This is a genomic window from Ancylobacter sp. VNQ12, assembly GCF_049445835.1.
In the GTDB taxonomy this organism is placed as follows: Bacteria; Pseudomonadota; Alphaproteobacteria; order Rhizobiales; family Xanthobacteraceae; genus Ancylobacter.
This window is the reverse complement of record NZ_JBMSDU010000020.1, coordinates 58438-73126: the sequence shown is the minus strand read 5'-3', so window position 1 is coordinate 73126 and position 14689 is coordinate 58438. Positions and strand designations below refer to the sequence as shown.

18 protein-coding genes and 1 tRNA gene are annotated in these 14689 nt (G+C 67.4%); 8 read left to right on the top strand and 11 right to left on the bottom strand.

The features are described from left to right. Positions 1 to 181: 181 nt before the first annotated feature. Both ACO2RV_RS20945 and ACO2RV_RS20940 read right to left on the bottom strand, forming a co-directional pair. Positions 182 to 273: transfer RNA gene (locus tag ACO2RV_RS20945), tRNA-Ser, on the bottom strand. A 109-nt stretch (positions 274 to 382) separates the two neighbouring features. Beyond that, entirely contained in the window at positions 383 to 1096 is a 714-nt protein-coding gene (locus ACO2RV_RS20940; protein WP_423296179.1) for a glutathione S-transferase family protein, read from the bottom strand. Positions 1097 to 1354: 258 nt separating this feature from the next. Here ACO2RV_RS20940 and ACO2RV_RS20935 point away from each other — a divergent pair, with 258 nt between their 5' ends. Next, complete coding sequence (locus ACO2RV_RS20935; RefSeq protein WP_423296178.1) at positions 1355 to 2002, top strand: hypothetical protein; 648 nt, start codon at positions 1355 to 1357, stop codon at positions 2000 to 2002. A gap of 18 nt (positions 2003 to 2020) precedes the next feature. Here the strand turns inward: ACO2RV_RS20935 and ACO2RV_RS20930 are convergent, their stop codons facing one another. Together ACO2RV_RS20930 and gatB are read right to left on the bottom strand one after the other, a co-directional pair. After that, entirely contained in the window at positions 2021 to 2521 is a 501-nt protein-coding gene (locus tag ACO2RV_RS20930; protein ID WP_423296177.1) for a GNAT family N-acetyltransferase, read from the bottom strand. Continuing rightward, positions 2518 to 3993 (bottom strand): Asp-tRNA(Asn)/Glu-tRNA(Gln) amidotransferase subunit GatB, encoded by a 1476-nt coding sequence (gatB, locus tag ACO2RV_RS20925; RefSeq protein WP_423296176.1) that lies wholly within the window; start codon positions 3991 to 3993, stop codon positions 2518 to 2520. Before gatB ends, ACO2RV_RS20930 begins: the two co-directional genes overlap by 4 nt. 177 nt (positions 3994 to 4170) lie before the next feature. On the opposite strand from gatB, the gene ACO2RV_RS20920 reads away from it, so the two are divergent. Continuing rightward, positions 4171 to 5148, top strand: coding sequence for a threonine dehydratase (locus ACO2RV_RS20920; protein WP_423296175.1), 978 nt, complete (start codon positions 4171 to 4173; stop codon positions 5146 to 5148). Further along, positions 5145 to 5519, top strand: a complete 375-nt coding sequence (locus tag ACO2RV_RS20915) for a DUF6455 family protein (RefSeq protein ID WP_423296174.1) — start codon at positions 5145 to 5147, stop codon at positions 5517 to 5519. Before ACO2RV_RS20920 ends, ACO2RV_RS20915 begins: the two co-directional genes overlap by 4 nt. 50 nt (positions 5520 to 5569) lie before the next feature. On the opposite strand, the gene ACO2RV_RS20910 is transcribed toward ACO2RV_RS20915, so the two are convergent. The 5 genes from ACO2RV_RS20910 to ACO2RV_RS20890 form a co-directional block, all read right to left on the bottom strand. Further along, positions 5570 to 5866, bottom strand: coding sequence for a chorismate mutase (locus tag ACO2RV_RS20910; RefSeq protein ID WP_423296173.1), 297 nt, complete (start codon positions 5864 to 5866; stop codon positions 5570 to 5572). Continuing rightward, complete coding sequence (gene gatA, locus ACO2RV_RS20905) at positions 5866 to 7347, bottom strand: Asp-tRNA(Asn)/Glu-tRNA(Gln) amidotransferase subunit GatA (RefSeq protein ID WP_423296172.1); 1482 nt, start codon at positions 7345 to 7347, stop codon at positions 5866 to 5868. Before gatA ends, ACO2RV_RS20910 begins: the two co-directional genes overlap by 1 nt. Before the next feature lie 5 nt (positions 7348 to 7352). Continuing rightward, a complete protein-coding gene (gene gatC, locus ACO2RV_RS20900) occupies positions 7353 to 7640 on the bottom strand; it encodes an Asp-tRNA(Asn)/Glu-tRNA(Gln) amidotransferase subunit GatC (RefSeq protein ID WP_423296171.1) in 288 nt (95 codons plus the stop codon). A 184-nt stretch (positions 7641 to 7824) separates the two neighbouring features. Then, the gene (locus tag ACO2RV_RS20895; protein WP_423296170.1) at positions 7825 to 8130 is read right to left on the bottom strand and encodes a hypothetical protein; all 306 of its coding nucleotides are present in this window, start codon (positions 8128 to 8130) and stop codon (positions 7825 to 7827) included. A gap of 25 nt (positions 8131 to 8155) precedes the next feature. Further along, a complete protein-coding gene (locus ACO2RV_RS20890) occupies positions 8156 to 8440 on the bottom strand; it encodes a hypothetical protein (protein WP_423296169.1) in 285 nt (94 codons plus the stop codon). A 156-nt stretch (positions 8441 to 8596) separates the two neighbouring features. On the opposite strand from ACO2RV_RS20890, the gene ACO2RV_RS20885 reads away from it, so the two are divergent. Further along, on the top strand, positions 8597 to 9493 hold the full coding sequence (locus tag ACO2RV_RS20885; RefSeq protein WP_423296168.1) for a hypothetical protein: 897 nt from the start codon (positions 8597 to 8599) through the stop codon (positions 9491 to 9493). A 9-nt stretch (positions 9494 to 9502) separates the two neighbouring features. Here the strand turns inward: ACO2RV_RS20885 and ACO2RV_RS20880 are convergent, their stop codons facing one another. Next, a complete protein-coding gene (locus ACO2RV_RS20880; protein WP_423296167.1) occupies positions 9503 to 10207 on the bottom strand; it encodes a metal-dependent hydrolase in 705 nt (234 codons plus the stop codon). Positions 10208 to 10357: 150 nt separating this feature from the next. Between ACO2RV_RS20880 and ruvX the strand changes: the two genes are divergently transcribed. After that, on the top strand, positions 10358 to 10840 hold the full coding sequence (gene ruvX / locus ACO2RV_RS20875) for a Holliday junction resolvase RuvX (protein WP_423296166.1): 483 nt from the start codon (positions 10358 to 10360) through the stop codon (positions 10838 to 10840). A 16-nt stretch (positions 10841 to 10856) separates the two neighbouring features. Continuing rightward, positions 10857 to 11789, top strand: a complete 933-nt coding sequence (locus ACO2RV_RS20870; protein WP_423296165.1) for an AEC family transporter — start codon at positions 10857 to 10859, stop codon at positions 11787 to 11789. Between the two features lie 56 nt (positions 11790 to 11845). Here the strand turns inward: ACO2RV_RS20870 and ACO2RV_RS20865 are convergent, their stop codons facing one another. Next, positions 11846 to 12241, bottom strand: a complete 396-nt coding sequence (locus ACO2RV_RS20865; RefSeq protein ID WP_423296164.1) for a hypothetical protein — start codon at positions 12239 to 12241, stop codon at positions 11846 to 11848. A gap of 171 nt (positions 12242 to 12412) precedes the next feature. Here ACO2RV_RS20865 and ACO2RV_RS20860 point away from each other — a divergent pair, with 171 nt between their 5' ends. After that, entirely contained in the window at positions 12413 to 13366 is a 954-nt protein-coding gene (locus ACO2RV_RS20860) for an aspartate carbamoyltransferase catalytic subunit (RefSeq protein WP_423296163.1), read from the top strand. Beyond that, positions 13359 to 14657: a dihydroorotase gene (locus ACO2RV_RS20855; RefSeq protein ID WP_423296162.1), complete on the top strand. Its 1299-nt coding sequence runs from the start codon at positions 13359 to 13361 to the stop codon at positions 14655 to 14657. The genes ACO2RV_RS20860 and ACO2RV_RS20855 overlap by 8 nt, the downstream gene beginning before the upstream one ends. The last annotated feature ends 32 nt before the right edge of the window (positions 14658 to 14689 follow it).

Here is a 14689-nt window from a genome sequence, read left to right as displayed (position 1 = left end):
GCGCATGCGGATGGAGGGTGGCGGCTATCGACGCGATCATTTACGCGCCTTGGCTCGGCGGGTGGAGGTCGGAGCCAAGGAAGTCCGCATCATCGGATCGAAAGGAGACCTGCCCAGAACGCTGGCTGCCGTCCCAGGAGGGAAAACAGCTACGCTCGGCGTGCCCAGTTTGGGACTGAAATGGCGGAGACGGAGGGATTCGAACCCTCGAGGCCCTTTTGGGGGCCTGCTCATTTAGCAAACGAGTGCCTTCAGCCTCTCGGCCACGTCTCCAGCCGGCCGGTGGTCCAAGGGACACCGTTCGGCGGCGACCTGTCTAGGTTTCCGGGGGCGTCCGGTCAAGGGCCAACGCTCATCCGCTCCACTACCACGTCGTAGCGCGTCAGTTCTGCCCTCGCTGGCTGAACATGATGGCCTGCGCCACCTTGTCGGTGGCGATGTCGATCTTATGGCGGTCCTCGGCGTTCACCGCCATGCCGCGCTGGACGCCGGGGCGTGCCTTCATCCGTTCCAGCCACGCCGCGAAGTGCGGGAACTCAGCCAGCGTCTGCCCCTGTCGCTCCCATAGCTTCGCCCAGCCGATGCAGGCCATGTCGGCGATCGAATATTCGCCGGCGATGAAGGGCCGATCGGCGAGGCGCTTGTTCAGCACGCTATAGAGCCGATGCACCTCGTTGGTGTAGCGGTCGATGGCGTAGGGAATCTTCTCCGGCGCATAGATGCGGAAATGATGCGCCTGACCGGCCATGGGGCCGAGGCCGCCCATCTGCCAGAACAACCACTGGTCCACCTCGACACGCCCACGCTCGTCCGTGGGGTAGAAGAGACCGGTCTTGCGGCCGAGATACTGGAGAATCGCACCGGATTCGAAGACCGAGATCGACTGGCCGCCCGGCCCTTCGGGATCGACGATCGCCGGAATCTTGTTGTTCGGCGAGATGGCGAGGAAGTCCGGCTTGAACTGCTCGCCACGGGCGATGTTCACCGGGATCACCTCATAGGGAAGCCCGCACTCCTCCAGCATGATGCTGATCTTCCAGCCGTTCGGCGTCGGCCAATAATAGAGCTGTATCGGCTTGCTCTGGAGCTGGACCATGGAATGTCATCCGCCACACGCGCCCCGCAGGGCTTTTTCTCCATCAGAACTAGGACCGGCGCGCCACGCTGACAAGCGGTGGCCGTTTCGAGAACGGGCGAAGTCGCCAGCCGCAGCCAGCGCAAACCGCCTGCGCCTTGCGAAACCTAGGGAAAATGCCGGATCGCGCGGATTTCCCCCGCAAGCTCGCGCCGGGTGCCGGAACGGGCTAGGCTACCCCATTCAGCGCCGCCGCCGAAACCAACCCGTGAGTCGCCTGTGGTCCGCCCTCTCCCGCTCGCCCGCACTCGTGTCCCTGCCCTCGCTCTGATGCTGATTCTCGGGGTATCGGCCGCCGACGCGCAATCGGCGGCACAGCCGCCCTCCCCGGCCAAGATCTGCGCCGATCGCTGGAACGAGATGAAGACGAAGGGTCAGACCGGCAACCTCACCTATCGCGATTTCGCCCAGTCCTGCCTTTCAGAGGCCGCAAAGAACGAACCCGCGGAAAAGCCGCCCGAGGTCCGTCCCGCCGCTCCCCGCACCCCGACAGGCGCGGCCGCTGCCGCGGCACGCCCCTCGATCAAGCAATGCGCCGATCTGTGGAACGAGTTGAAGGCGAAGAACCAGACCGGTAACCAGACCTATCGCGACTTCGCCCAGCAGTGCCTCGCCGGCACGCCGGCGGAAGAGGCCCCCAAGCCTGCCGCCGATCCGCCGAAGACGGCACAGCCGCCGCGCACATCGGTCCCCTCGGTCACGGCACGCCCCGCGCCACCACCCGCCCCCAAGCTCCAGGAGGAACCGGGCGAGAGCGACCGCGAGGCGGTGAACCGCTGCAATGGTGAATGGCAGGACTACAAGACCCGCTACAAGCTGACCGGCGCCAAGGCCTGGCACGTCTTCATGGCGCGCTGCCTGCCGTGAGCAGCCGGCTCGTGATGCTCACACGCGGTCGTCGAGGTCGATCTTGAAGCCTTCGTGGCGCCGCTCGAAGCCCGCGCGCTCATAAAAGCGGTGCGCGTCGAGCCGCTTCTTGTTCGAGGTGAGCTGGAGCGAGGCAGCTCCGCGCCGCCGCGCCTCGGCAATGGCGAAATCCATCATCGCCCGGCCGATACCCAACCCGCGCGCGTCCGGGTGGACATGCACCGCCTCGGCGATGGCGATGAGCGCACCGTGCCGCAGCAGGGCGTGGAACAGTACCAGTTGGAAGGTGCCGACCACCTCGCCGCCTGCCCGCGCCACATAGAGCGTGAGCCTCGGATCGGCGGCGATGGCGTCGAAGGCGCGTTCATAATCCGGCATGGCGGCGGGATCGGTGGTATCGCGTGCGCCGAACAGCCGGTCAGCGGCGAGAATCGCCACGATAGCGGGCAGGTCGTCCCGCCCGGCCACCTCGATGGTCACGGCGCCGGCCACCGGCGCCCCGGCGTCGCGGACGCTCATATGCCGAGCTTGGCCTTCAGCAGGTCGTTCACCGCCTGCGGGTTGGCCTTGCCGCCGGTCTGCTTCATCACCTGGCCGACAAACCAGCCGAGCATGGTCGGCTTGGCGATCACCTGCGCGACCTTGTCGGGGTTCGCCGCGATGATGGCATCGACCGCCGCCTCGATGGCGCCAGTGTCGGTGACCTGCTTCATACCGCGCGATTCGACGATCTCGCGCGGCTCGCCACCCTCGGTGAACACGATCTCGAACAGGTCCTTGGCGATCTTGCCGGAGATGGTGCCGTCGGCGATCAGGTCGACGATGGCGCCGATCTGCGCGGCCGAGACGGGCGAGGATTCAATATCCTTGCCTTCCTTGTTCAGCCGGCCGAACAACTCGTTGATGACGAAGTTCGCCGCCGCCTTGGCATCGCGGCCGGTGGCGCAGGCCTCGTAATAGTCGGCGGTGGCCTTCTCGGCGACCAGCACGTCGGCATCATAGGCTGACAGACCATAGGTGGCGACGAAGCGCGCCTTCTTCTCGTCCGGCAGCTCGGGCAGATGCGCGGCAAGCCCAGTGACGAAGGCGTCGTCGAATTCCAGCGGCAGCAGGTCCGGATCGGGGAAGTAGCGGTAGTCATGCGCTTCTTCCTTCGAGCGCATGGAGCGCGTCTCGCCCTTGCCGGGGTCGAACAGGCGGGTCTCCTGGTCGATGGTGCCGCCATCCTCGATGATGCCGATCTGCCGGCGCGCTTCGGTCTCGATCGCCTGGCCGATGAAGCGGATGGAGTTGACGTTCTTGATCTCGCAGCGCGTGCCGAAATCGTCGCCGGGCTTGCGCACGGAGACATTCACGTCAGCGCGGAGCGAACCCTTCTCCATGTCGCCGTCGCAAGTGCCGAGATAGCGCAGGATGGTGCGCAGCTTGGTCACATAGGCTTTGGCCTCTTCCGAGGAGCGCAGGTCCGGCTTGGAGACGATCTCCATCAGCGCGACGCCGGAACGGTTGAGGTCGACGAAGGACTGCGTGGGGTGCATGTCGTGGATCGACTTGCCGGCGTCCTGTTCCAGATGCAGGCGCTCGATGCCGACTTCGATCTGACCGTCGGCGGTGTCGACCAGCACCACGCCCTCGCCCACGATGGGGCTCTTGTACTGGCTGATCTGGTAGCCCTGCGGCAGGTCCGGGTAGAAGTAGTTCTTGCGGTCGAACACCGAGCGGTTGTTGATCTGCGCCTTCAGGCCGAGGCCGGTGCGCACCGCCTGCTTGACACATTCCTCGTTGATCACCGGCAGCATGCCGGGCATGGCCGCGTCGACCAGCGAGACATGGCTGTTCGGCTCGCCGCCGAACTCGGTGGACGAGCCGGAGAACAGCTTGGAATTGGAGGTCACCTGCGCATGGATTTCCATGCCGATCACGACTTCCCAGTCGCCGGTCGCGCCCTTGATCAGCTTCTTCGGGTCGGCGGGGCGGGCGTGCATGTCCATGGGGCGGGCCTCGTCAAAACGCTATTCGTCGAAACGCAGTTCTTGCGCCGTTTCCCTACTCCCTGCACCTCGCAGCCGCAACCGCCTCGCGCCCTCGCCTCACCCGCGCTTTGCCGTTCGGGCGCGATCGCCTATTGATCGGAGAGCGACGCGTCCGACCGCCAAGAGGTGCCGTGCATGTTCAGTCTCGACGAGTTGGAAGAAGCCCTCGGGCAGGTTCACGCGGTCTTCCCCGGCACGCACCAATATGCCTGGCCTCTGCTGGCGGAGCGCATCGGCGCGGAAGTCTGGGTGAAGCACGAGAACCAGACGCCGACGGGCGCCTTCAAGGTGCGCGGCGGACTGATTCATCTGGCGCGGCTCGCCCGCGAAGGCCGGGCAAGCGGAGGAATCATCTCCGCCACGCGCGGCAATCACGGCCAGTCGCTGGCTTTCGCCGGCCGCCGCGTGGGGCTGCCGGCGACCATCGTCGTTCCCGAAGGCAACAGCGTGGAGAAGAACGCGGCGATGCGGGCGCTCGGCGCGCGGCTGATCGAGCATGGCGTCGACTTCGACGCCGCCCGCCAGCACGCGATGAAGCTCGCCGCCGAAGACGGGCTGTATTTCGCCCCTTCCTTCCACCCCGACCTCGTCGTCGGGGTCGCCACCTGGGCCTACGAGCTGTTTCGCGCCGCCCCGCCGCTCGACGCGCTCTATGTACCGATCGGGCTCGGCTCCGGCATATGTGGGGCCATCCGCACCCGAGACCTGCTCGGCCTGGAAACGCAGATCATCGGCGTGCAGAGCGCCCACGCGCCCGCCTATGCCCGCTCGCTGGAAGCCGGGCACCCGGTGGAGATCGCCAGCGCCAACACCAAGGCTGATGGCCTTGCCGTGCGCATTCCCGATGCCGCCGCGCTCGAGATCATGCGCAAGGGCGTGGCGCGCATCGTCACCGTCAGCGACGACGAGGTGGCCGAGGCGGTGCGCATCTACTGGACCGATACGCACAACCTCGCCGAGGGAGCGGGTGCCGCCGCCCTGGCGGCTCTCCTGCAGGAGAAGGCGAGTGTCGCCGGCAAGCGCATCGGCGTGGCCCTCTCGGGCGGCAATATCGACCTCGCCGTCTTTCGCGACTGGGTGACGAACGGAAACCTCGTGCCGCAGCCCGCTTGAGCGAGATCAAGGCGTACACGCCGTGCCCGCCCATTCTACAGGGGCAAAGGAGGCACATCATGCGCGTGGACACGATCGACGAACGTCTGGCCCTGTTCCGCCACATGATGGAACATGCGACCCTTACGCCGGAAGAGCCGTCATTGGCCGCCGATGAACTCGCCGCTGCCGCCCAGCGCTGCCTTGGCTGCCGCGTCGCGGACGAATGCCGCACCTGGCTCAGCGAGGTGCCGTCCGAGCAGCCGCTACCGGGCTTCTGCCGCAATGCCGAGCATTTCCGGGATTGGGTCTGTCGCCAGGTGGTGACGGAGCTTGCCTTTCTCGACGCCTCGATCCGGCGGCTTGAAAGCGCCGACTGCCGGGACGACTGAGGCAGGGCGCTCCGTGACGGAGCGTAACGACGAAGACCCGAGCGGCCGGATCAGCCGAGCCGCTCGTTCTCGTACTCGATCACCCAGGCGATGAGAATCCGCCAGAGCTTTTCAACCAGCTCCGGCGGCACGCCCTTGGTCTCGGCGTTCGCCATCACTTTCTCGACGACGTCCTCGACACGCTCCGGCAGCAGGGCGGCAAGTCCCTCCGCCTTCTTCACCGCGATGACGTGACGGACCACCTCGAAGCGCTTGGCCAGAAGTTCGACGATCTCGCCGTCGATCGCATCGATCTCCGCCCGGAAGGGCGCGAGGGTGCGCTCGTTCTCGGGCAGGATCCGCGCCATCACCGCCACCACTTGTCCGGCACGTCGAAGCGCCCGGCGGCGTCCTCGATCACCTGCGCCAGCGAGAACAGGCCCTCTTCGCCGAAAGGCCGGCCGATGAGTTGCAATCCGAGCGGCAGTCCTTCCGAGGAGAGCCCGGCCGGAACCGCGATGCCCGGCAGGCCGGCCATGTTCAGCGTCACGGTGAACACGTCCTGGAGGTACATCTCCACCGGATCGGCGCCCGACTTCTCGCCGACGCCGAAGGCCTGCGAGGGCGTGGCGGGCGCCAGCACTGCGTCGATGCCGTCGGCGAAGGCGTTCTCGAAGTCGCGCTTGATCAGCGTGCGCACCTTCTGCGCCTTCAGGTAGTAGGCGTCGTAATAGCCGGCCGAGAGCACATAGGTGCCGATCATGATGCGGCGGCGCACCTCCGGGCCGAAGCCGGCAGCGCGGGTCTTCTCGTACAGCTCGACGATGTCCTTGCCCGGCACGCGCTCGCCATAGCGCACGCCATCATAGCGGGCGAGGTTGGACGAGGCTTCCGCCAGCGCCACGATGTAATAGGCCGGCAGCGCGTATTTGGTGTGCGGCAGGCTGATCTCGACCACCTCGGCGCCGGCCTCGCGCAGCATGTCCGCGCCCTTGTCCCAGAGGCTGGCGATCTCCGAGGACATGCCGTCGACGCGGTATTCGCGGGGAATGCCGATCCGCTTGCCCTTCACCGAGGCGCCAACCGCCGCCTCGTAGTCCGGCACGGCCAGATTGGCGCTGGTCGAATCCTTCGGGTCGTGGCCGGCCATGGAACGCAGCAGCAGCGCCGCATCGTTGACCGAGCGGGCGATCGGGCCGGCCTGATCCAGCGAGGAGGCATAGGCGATGATGCCCCAGCGCGAGCAGCGCCCATAGGTCGGCTTGATGCCGACCGTACCGGTGAACGCCGCCGGCTGGCGGATCGAACCGCCGGTATCGGTGCCCGCCGCGCCGGCGCAGATATGCGCCGCCACCGCCGCCGCCGAACCGCCGGAAGAGCCGCCCGGCACCAGCGGCTGCGAGGAGCCGTTGCGTCGCCAGGGGTTCACCGCCGCGCCGAAGGCGCTCGATTCGGTGGACGAGCCCATGGCGAACTCGTCCTGGTTCAGCTTGCCGAGCAGCACCGCCCCGTCGCGCCAGAGCTGCGAGGTCACGGTCGACTCATAGGGCGGCACGAAGTTCCTGATGATGTTCGAGCAGGCCGTGGTGCGCACGCCGCTGGTCGCGAACATGTCCTTGATGCCGAGCGGGATGCCTTCCAGCGGCCCGGCCTCGCCCTTGGCGATGCGCTCGTCGCTGGCCTTGGCCATCTCCAGCGCCTTCTCGGGCGTGGACAGCACATAGGCATTCAGGGCCCCGGCGGCCTCGACCGCCTCGACATAGGCGCCGGTCAGCTCGGTCGCGGTGAAATGGCCCTGCGCCAGCCCTTCGCGGGCGGCGGTAATGGTGAGGCGGGTGAGATCGGACATGACGCTCACTCCACCACTTTCGGCACGGCGAAGAAGCCATCCTCGGCCAACGGGGCGTTGGCGAGCACGCGCTCGGGATAGAAGCCGTCATTCACCACATCAGCCCGCAGGGGCAGCTTCAGCGGGATGACGCTCGTCATCGGCTCGACATCGGAGGTGTCCACCTCGCCGAGCTGCTCCACGAAGGCGAGAATGGCATTGAGCTCGCCCTGCAGATGGGCCACCTCGTCCTCTGTCACGGCGATGCGCGCCAGATGCGCCACTCGCCGGACCGTCGCCTGATCGACCGACATCCGAAATCCCAGTTCAACTGAAAACCGACGCGCGCCCTATAGCAGGCGGGTGCCGCGCACCGCAACGCGCGGCACCCTTCGTCGGTGGAGATCGAATGCCGGTCGCCGCCCCCCGGCGGGCAAATGCGTCAGAATCGGCTGGTCATGCGGCGGACCTCTGACGCATCGCCTCAGCAGAAAAGGGTCAGGACTTGGCCTGCGCCAGGCACTGGCCGGCGGCCTCAGCATTGCCGCGCGCCGCGCCGCGGTCGATCTTGCCGGACATGGCGAGCGAGCGCGTCGTATCGGTGACGACGGTGCGCACATCGCCACCGCCGACGACCTGGCCGACGGTCGCAGCGTAGATCATCTTGGCATCCGGCGAGAGCGCGGCGGCGCAGGCGTCGGCCGCCGCGCGATCGGCATGGGCGGCAGTGCCGATGGCAAGAAGAGCGCCGATGCACAGCGCGCCGGCGGCACCACGGATCAGGGCGGCATTGAGATAGGTCATGGATGTTCTCCTTGTGTGTGAAGTCTCAGCGCAGGCCCGGCCGATTCACCGGCCCGCCGGCATTGACGCCCGGCCCCGGACGCGCAACGGCTCGCGTGGCCGGCGTTCCCGCGACGCCCACGCCCGGCGCGCCGACTCCTGCCACGCAGCCGGCCGGATAGCCCGGACGCGTGCAGTAGACGGCGGCCCGTGCCGCCGGCGCGGTCCGCACCACGCAGCCGACCGGGACGCCGGGACCGGTGCAATAGACGACAGCGGCTTCCGTGCGCTCGCTGGCGAGGAACAAAGGTGCCGCAAGCAGTGCCAGCACTGCCGCATATCGCACAGCCCGTCCGCGGCTTGGGAGCCTATGGTCCTGATTGGAAGTCATTTGTGCCCCTCGGCTGTTCCGTTGTGGAAACGGGCGCATAATGGGTAGAGGCTTCGTTCGCGCAATGTCGATTTTTGGTCAGATTACCCGAGGGGAATGATGGGCTCCGCAGCACTGGCAGCCATCCCGTCCGTGCCCGTATTGTCGGAGGACGAAGTCGCGGCCCGCGCACGTTTGCGTGCACGGGCGGACTTTCCGCAGATCGCCCGGCAAACCGTCCTCGATCTCAGCCGCGCCTATCAGGGCAACCTTCTGCTCACGCGACTGCTGAATGACCGTGCGCGAATCATCCTGGCGCTGTTGATGCTCGACCTCAATTTCGAGCCGGCTGACGCACCGGGACTCACGGTCGGACGCCTGAAAGCCGAGGCCACCGCTCTCGGCCTGTGCAGTCCCGGGCGTGTGGCGGCGATTCTGGCTGCCGCCCGCCTCCTCGGCCTCGTCGTCCCCGCGCCGGATATCGACCGCCGACGCCGGCGGCTTGTCGTCACGCCGCGCCTCATCGACATTCACAAGGAGCGTTGGCGCACGGTCCTGCTGGCGATGCGACCAGCCTTGCCGGAGGGCGATATCGGCCTTGCTTATCTCGATGACGAACGCTTCCTCGCGGCCTTCGTGGCGGCGCTGCTGGCGCCGTTCCGGGCGGGTTGGCGTATCGCTCAGGAAGTCCCCTGGCTGCGTGTCTTTGCCGATCGCGACGGCGGGCTGCTGATCGCCTTCGCGCTCTACGAGGCGACCCATACGGGCGCGCCGCTGCCCATCGCACCACTTGCGCGGACATTCCGCATCTCGCGATCTCACATCGCCGACATTCTCGCCAAGGCGGCCCAGGCCGGCCTGGTGCGCCGCGTCGATGCACCGACGAAGGGCGTTCCCGGCTTTCTTGCCGAACCGCTGCTCGTCGAGGCTATCGAGGCCTTCGCCGCCATCGCCCTGGTGCGGCAAGCCTTCGCCGTCCGCGAAGCCATGGCGGCGATCCAGCCGGCGGCATGACGGACGGCGTCAGCCCCTGGTGAACTCGCTCGCGCGGCCCTTTTCCGGCACGACCACTGTCGCCTCTTCGCCAACCAGAGCGACAAAACGGTCGGCATTCGGCTCAAGCAGGCCGAAGGTCGCGTAGTGGGCGGGAATGATGGTGAGCCCGCCGAGATAGCGTGTCACGGCCACGGCCGCCGTCTCGGGGCCCATGGTGAAGCGGTCGCCGATCGGTACGATCACGATCTCCGGCTGGTGCAGCTCGGCGATGAGCGCCATGTCGGAAAAGATGTCGGTGTCGCCCATGTGCCAAAGCGTCGGCTCGCCGGGCGCCTTGACGATCAGGCCGTTGGCATTGCCGAGATAGACGCTCGCGCCACCGACGATCATGCCCGAGGAATGGTCGGCGCGAACCATGCTGACGGTGAACCCACCGAGGTGAATGGTGCCGCCGGTATTCATCATTTCCAGCTTCTCGACGCCTTGCGTGCCGAGCCAGCTGGCGAGATCGGCATTCGCCACCACCGTCGCGCCGCTCGCCCCGGCGATCGCCACCGTATCGCCGACATGGTCGCCATGGCCGTGCGTCAGCAGGATATGCGTCACGCCCGCGCTGGCGGCTTCGATGCTGCCGCCGAAGGCTGGATTTCCCGAGAAGAAGGGGTCGATCAGCACGACCTTGTCGGCGAACTCGAGTCGGAAGGCCGCGTGGCCGAACCAGGTGATCTTCATTCCCGTCTCCTCGCCTCTGTCGGCGGCTACATAGTGCATCGCCATGACAGCACAAGGCGGCTCCATTGCCTTCCCCAACAGCCCGGCCGAAAATGGTCGGGCTATGTGCCGAAGTGGCGCGCCGCGCGGCGGCGTGCTAGCGCTCGCGCCATGCCCGCTCCAATCCTCGCCATTGCCGATGCCGTCCCCCTCCTGCCACCGCGCGGCGGGCTGGTCGGGCTCGATCTCGGCACCAAGACCATCGGCGTCGCGAGTTCGGACCCCGATCGCCGTCTCGCCGCACCGGTTGAAACTATTGCGCGCAAGCAGTTCACGCCGGATGCCAGGCGTATCCTGTCGCTGGCCGGCGCGCGCGGCGCCGTGGGCTTCGTGCTGGGCCTGCCGGTCAACATGGACGGCAGCGAAGGGCCGCGGGCACAGGCGAGCCGCGCATTCGCCCGCAACCTCGCACGGCTGACGGAGCTGCCGATCATTCTCTGGGACGAGCGCTTATCCACCGCCGCCGTCGAGCGCGACATGATCGCCATGGATATGAGCCGCGCCCGCCGCGCGGAAGTGGTCGACCAGCAGGCGGCGACATTCATCCTGCAGGGGGCGCTGGACCGGCTCCGGTTCATTGCCGAGCACGGCTGAGGCGGAACAACCTGTCATGACCCTCGTGCTCGGCGCCCTGCTCCCGGTCTTTCTCGTCATCGCCCTCGGAGTCGTGCTGAAGCGCGGCCTGCTGCCCGAGGCCTCGCACTGGATCGCGCTGGAACGGCTCACCTATTTCGTGCTGTTCCCGGCGCTGCTGATCGTGAGCATCGCCCGCGCCGACCTTGGCGAGGTCGCCGTCGTCGAAGTTTCAACCGCGCTGCTGGGCGCCGTGGCGCTGTTCGGCGTGCTGCTGAGCGTGTTCCGCCGCCCTCTTTCCGATGCGCTCCACCTGACCGGTCCGGGCTACACATCGCTATTTCAGGGCGGACTGCGCTGGAACACCTACATCGCGCTGGCCGTCTCCGGTTCGCTCGCCGGTCCGCGCGGCCTTGCCGTCGCCGCCGTAGGGCTGGCGGTGATGATTCCCGCGCTCAACGCGCTCAGCGTGGCCGTGCTCGCCCGCCACGGCGAGAATGGCGGCGCCAGCAACCGGCTACTGATCATGCAGCTGGTGCGAAATCCGTTCATCTGGTCCTGCGGCCTCGGCGCGCTGATCAACGCGTTCCACATTCCCATCCCGACCGTCATCCTGACCTTCGCCGATATACTTGGCCGCGCCTCGCTTGCTCTGGGGCTGCTGGTCGTCGGGGCAGGACTTCGGCTCGGCGATCTGCGGCGCCCACGCCCTGCGACCTGGCTTTCCTGCGGAATAAAGCTGTTCGCGCTACCTGCCGCAGCTATCGCCATCGGTCTGGCACTGGGGCTGAGGGAGGTCGATCTGCTGGTGGTCGCCGTCGGCGCGTCGGTGCCTTCGGCGCCGAACGGCTATGTGCTGGCACGCCAGATGGGCGGCGACGCTCCCCTGCTGGCGGAGATGCTGACGGTACAGACCCTGCTCGCCGCAGTCACCATGCCGACGGTCATCGCGCTCGTCGCGCATCTCTAGCCGCGTCCACGGGCGGCAGCACGGCCGCCGCCCGTCGAGCGTCGCTCCAATCGGCGTCAGCAATTGGTCCAGTAGCCGGTGCCACGGTCAGGGTTCACCTCGACCCAGCAGCGACCATAGCCGGGCGAGCGCGCATAGCCGGAGCGGCTGTAATAGGTCGGGCCGTCATCATAACCGTCGTCATAATAGTAGCTCCGGTCGCGGCGTGCCTGATTGGCGATGATGGCGCCGGTGACCAGACCCGCGCCGACGCCGATCGCGGCTGCGCAGCCGGCTCGGCATTTCACATTCTCCACCGGCAAGGTCGCGGACGCCTTCACGGCATCGGGGACGCCCGCCCCACCGAGCGGAACGGCAGAAGCGGGAATGGCGGTGAAGGCCGTCACCGCCGCCACGAAGCCGACAGCGGCGAGCTTGCCGATTCCGGCCCTTTTCAAGGTCGTATTCGTCATGGTTCGTACTCCTGTCGCGCCATCGGGCGCATCGTCGAACCAACGTCGCGCCCCCGCCGAGGTTCCCGCATCGACACGAGGGCGGCGGCGGCGCCCGTCACGGAATCATTGGAAAGCCGTGCTTAATCGCTTGCGGCGCGGGCTTGCTGCGTCTATCCAGCCGACTTCGATATGACATCGAACCCGACTGCCAGTTTCGCCCTCTCCCGCCGGCACCTGCTGGGCATCGAGGGCCTGTCTCCCGACGAGATCGTCGGGCTTCTCGACCTCGCCGAAGAGTTCGTGATCCTCAACCGACAGGTCGAGAAGAAGCGTGCGACCCTGCGCGGCCGCACCCAGATCAACCTCTTCTTCGAGGCATCGACCCGCACCCAGTCCTCCTTCGAGATCGCCGGCAAGCGCCTCGGCGCCGACGTGATGAACATGTCGGTCAGCACCTCCTCGGTGAAGAAGGGCGAGACGCTGATCGACACGGCGGCGACGCTGAACGCCATGCACCCGGACGTGCTGATCGTGCGTCACGCCGCTTCCGGCGCGGTGGAGCTGCTGGCCCGCAAGGTCGACTGCTCGGTGGTGAATGCCGGCGACGGCGCGCATGAGCACCCGACACAGGCCCTGCTCGACGCGCTGACCATCCGCCGCAACAAGGGCCGCATCCAGGGGCTCACCGTCGCCATCTGCGGCGACATCACCCATTCGCGCGTCGCCCGCTCCAACATCCTGCTGTTGCAGGCGCTCGGAGCGCAGGTTCGTGTCATTGCCCCGCCGACCCTGCTGCCGACCGGCATCGACCGTTTCGGCGTCGAGGTGTTCCACGACATGCGCCGCGGCCTCGCCGATGTCGACATCGTCATGATGCTGCGCCTCCAGCGCGAGCGCATGAACGGCTCCTATGTGCCTTCGGTGAAAGAGTATTTCCACTTCTGGGGACTGGACGAAGCGAAGCTGCGCTTTGCCAAGCCGGACGCGCTGGTGATGCATCCCGGCCCGATGAACCGCGGCGTCGAGATCGATTCGGCGGTGGCCGACGGCGCCCAGTCGCTCATTCGCGAGCAGGTCGAGATGGGCGTCGCCGTCCGCATGGCCGTGCTGGACGCGCTCTCGCGGAACCTGCCCAATGCGTGACCCCCGCCCCGCCCTCCTCGCCAATGCGCGGATCATCGATCCCTCGCGCGACATCGACAGCCATGGCGACATTCTCGTCGCCGACGGCGTCATCAAGGACATTGCCGGCAATCTGAAGGACGCCGGCCTGCCGGAAGGCACCGAGATCGTCGACTGCGCCGGCCTGATCGCCGTGCCCGGTCTCGTCGACATGCGCGCCTTCATCGGCGAGCCGGGGGCCGAGCACCGCGAGACGCTGGCCTCGGCCAGCCAGGCCGCCGCGGCCGGCGGCGTCACCACCATCATCTGCCAGCCCGACACCGATCCGGTGATCGACGAGCCGGCCATCGTCGACTTCGTGCTGCGCCGGGCGCGCGACACCGCCATCGTCCACGTCCATCCCATGGCCGCCCTCACCAAGGGGCTGGAGGGCCGCGAGATGACGGAGATCGGCCTTTTGCGCGAGGCCGGCGCGGTCGCCTTCACCGACGGCACCTCGTCCGTGCCGACCGCGCAGGTGCTGCGCCGCGCCCTCATCTATGGACGCCACTTCGACGCGCTGATCGTGCATCACACGCAGGACACCTCGCTCACTGGCGAAGGCGTAATGAACGAAGGCGAGCTCGCCTCGCGGCTCGGCCTTGCCGGCGTGCCCAAGGCGGCGGAAACCATCGTGCTGGAACGCGACGTGCGCCTCGCCGCCCTCACCGGTGGGCGCTACCACGCGGCTTCGCTCACCTGCGCCGAATCACTGGATGTGCTGCGCCGCGCCAAGCAGGCCGGCCTCGCGGTCACCGCCTCGGCCTCCATCAACCACCTGACGCTGAACGAGCGCGACGTGGTCGGTTACCGCACCTTCTTCAAGCTGACCCCGCCGCTGCGCGGCGAGGACGACCGCACCGCGCTGGTGCAGGCGGTAGCGGACGGGCTGATCGACGTGATCGTCTCCGACCACAATCCGCAAGACGTCGAAGTGAAGCGCCTGCCGTTCTCGGAAGCCGCCTTCGGCGCCGTCGGCCTCGAGACCATGCTCGCCGCAGGGCTCCGACTGGTGAACGATGGCAGCGTCGAGCTGATGACGCTGATCCGCGCCATGTCCACCCGCCCTGCCGAACTGCTGGGCCTGCCCGCCGGCACGCTACGCCCCGGCCGCGCCGCCGATATAGCGCTCATCGCACCCGACGAGGCCTGGATCCTCGATGCCGCATCGCTCAAATCGCGCAGTCGCAACACGCCTTTCGACGAGGCGCGTTTCGAGGGTCGCGTGGTGCGTACGCTGGTTTCAGGCCGCACGGTATATGAATACGTGTGAGGCGCGAGGGTGTATTGACCTCACGTCATTCA

Excerpts from the sequence above, each read along its gene's own strand:
- ACO2RV_RS20940 (WP_423296179.1), bottom strand. The coding sequence starts at position 1,096 with ATGGTCCAGCTCCAGAGCAAGCCGATACAGCTCTATTATTGGCCGACG.
- ACO2RV_RS20930 (WP_423296177.1), bottom strand. The coding sequence starts at position 2,521 with ATGAGCGTCCGCGACGCCGGGGCGCCGGTGGCCGGCGCCGTGACCATC.
- gatB (WP_423296176.1), bottom strand. The coding sequence starts at position 3,993 with ATGGACATGCACGCCCGCCCCGCCGACCCGAAGAAGCTGATCAAGGGC.
- ACO2RV_RS20920 (WP_423296175.1), top strand. The coding sequence starts at position 4,171 with ATGTTCAGTCTCGACGAGTTGGAAGAAGCCCTCGGGCAGGTTCACGCG.
- ACO2RV_RS20910 (WP_423296173.1), bottom strand. The coding sequence starts at position 5,866 with ATGGCGCGGATCCTGCCCGAGAACGAGCGCACCCTCGCGCCCTTCCGG.
- gatA (WP_423296172.1), bottom strand. The coding sequence starts at position 7,347 with ATGTCCGATCTCACCCGCCTCACCATTACCGCCGCCCGCGAAGGGCTG.
- gatC (WP_423296171.1), bottom strand. The coding sequence starts at position 7,640 with ATGTCGGTCGATCAGGCGACGGTCCGGCGAGTGGCGCATCTGGCGCGC.
- ACO2RV_RS20895 (WP_423296170.1), bottom strand. The coding sequence starts at position 8,130 with ATGACCTATCTCAATGCCGCCCTGATCCGTGGTGCCGCCGGCGCGCTG.
- ACO2RV_RS20885 (WP_423296168.1), top strand. The coding sequence starts at position 8,597 with ATGATGGGCTCCGCAGCACTGGCAGCCATCCCGTCCGTGCCCGTATTG.
- ACO2RV_RS20880 (WP_423296167.1), bottom strand. The coding sequence starts at position 10,207 with ATGAAGATCACCTGGTTCGGCCACGCGGCCTTCCGACTCGAGTTCGCC.
- ruvX (WP_423296166.1), top strand. The coding sequence starts at position 10,358 with ATGCCCGCTCCAATCCTCGCCATTGCCGATGCCGTCCCCCTCCTGCCA.
- ACO2RV_RS20870 (WP_423296165.1), top strand. The coding sequence starts at position 10,857 with ATGACCCTCGTGCTCGGCGCCCTGCTCCCGGTCTTTCTCGTCATCGCC.
- ACO2RV_RS20865 (WP_423296164.1), bottom strand. The coding sequence starts at position 12,241 with ATGACGAATACGACCTTGAAAAGGGCCGGAATCGGCAAGCTCGCCGCT.
- ACO2RV_RS20860 (WP_423296163.1), top strand. The coding sequence starts at position 12,413 with ATGACATCGAACCCGACTGCCAGTTTCGCCCTCTCCCGCCGGCACCTG.
- ACO2RV_RS20855 (WP_423296162.1), top strand. The coding sequence starts at position 13,359 with ATGCGTGACCCCCGCCCCGCCCTCCTCGCCAATGCGCGGATCATCGAT.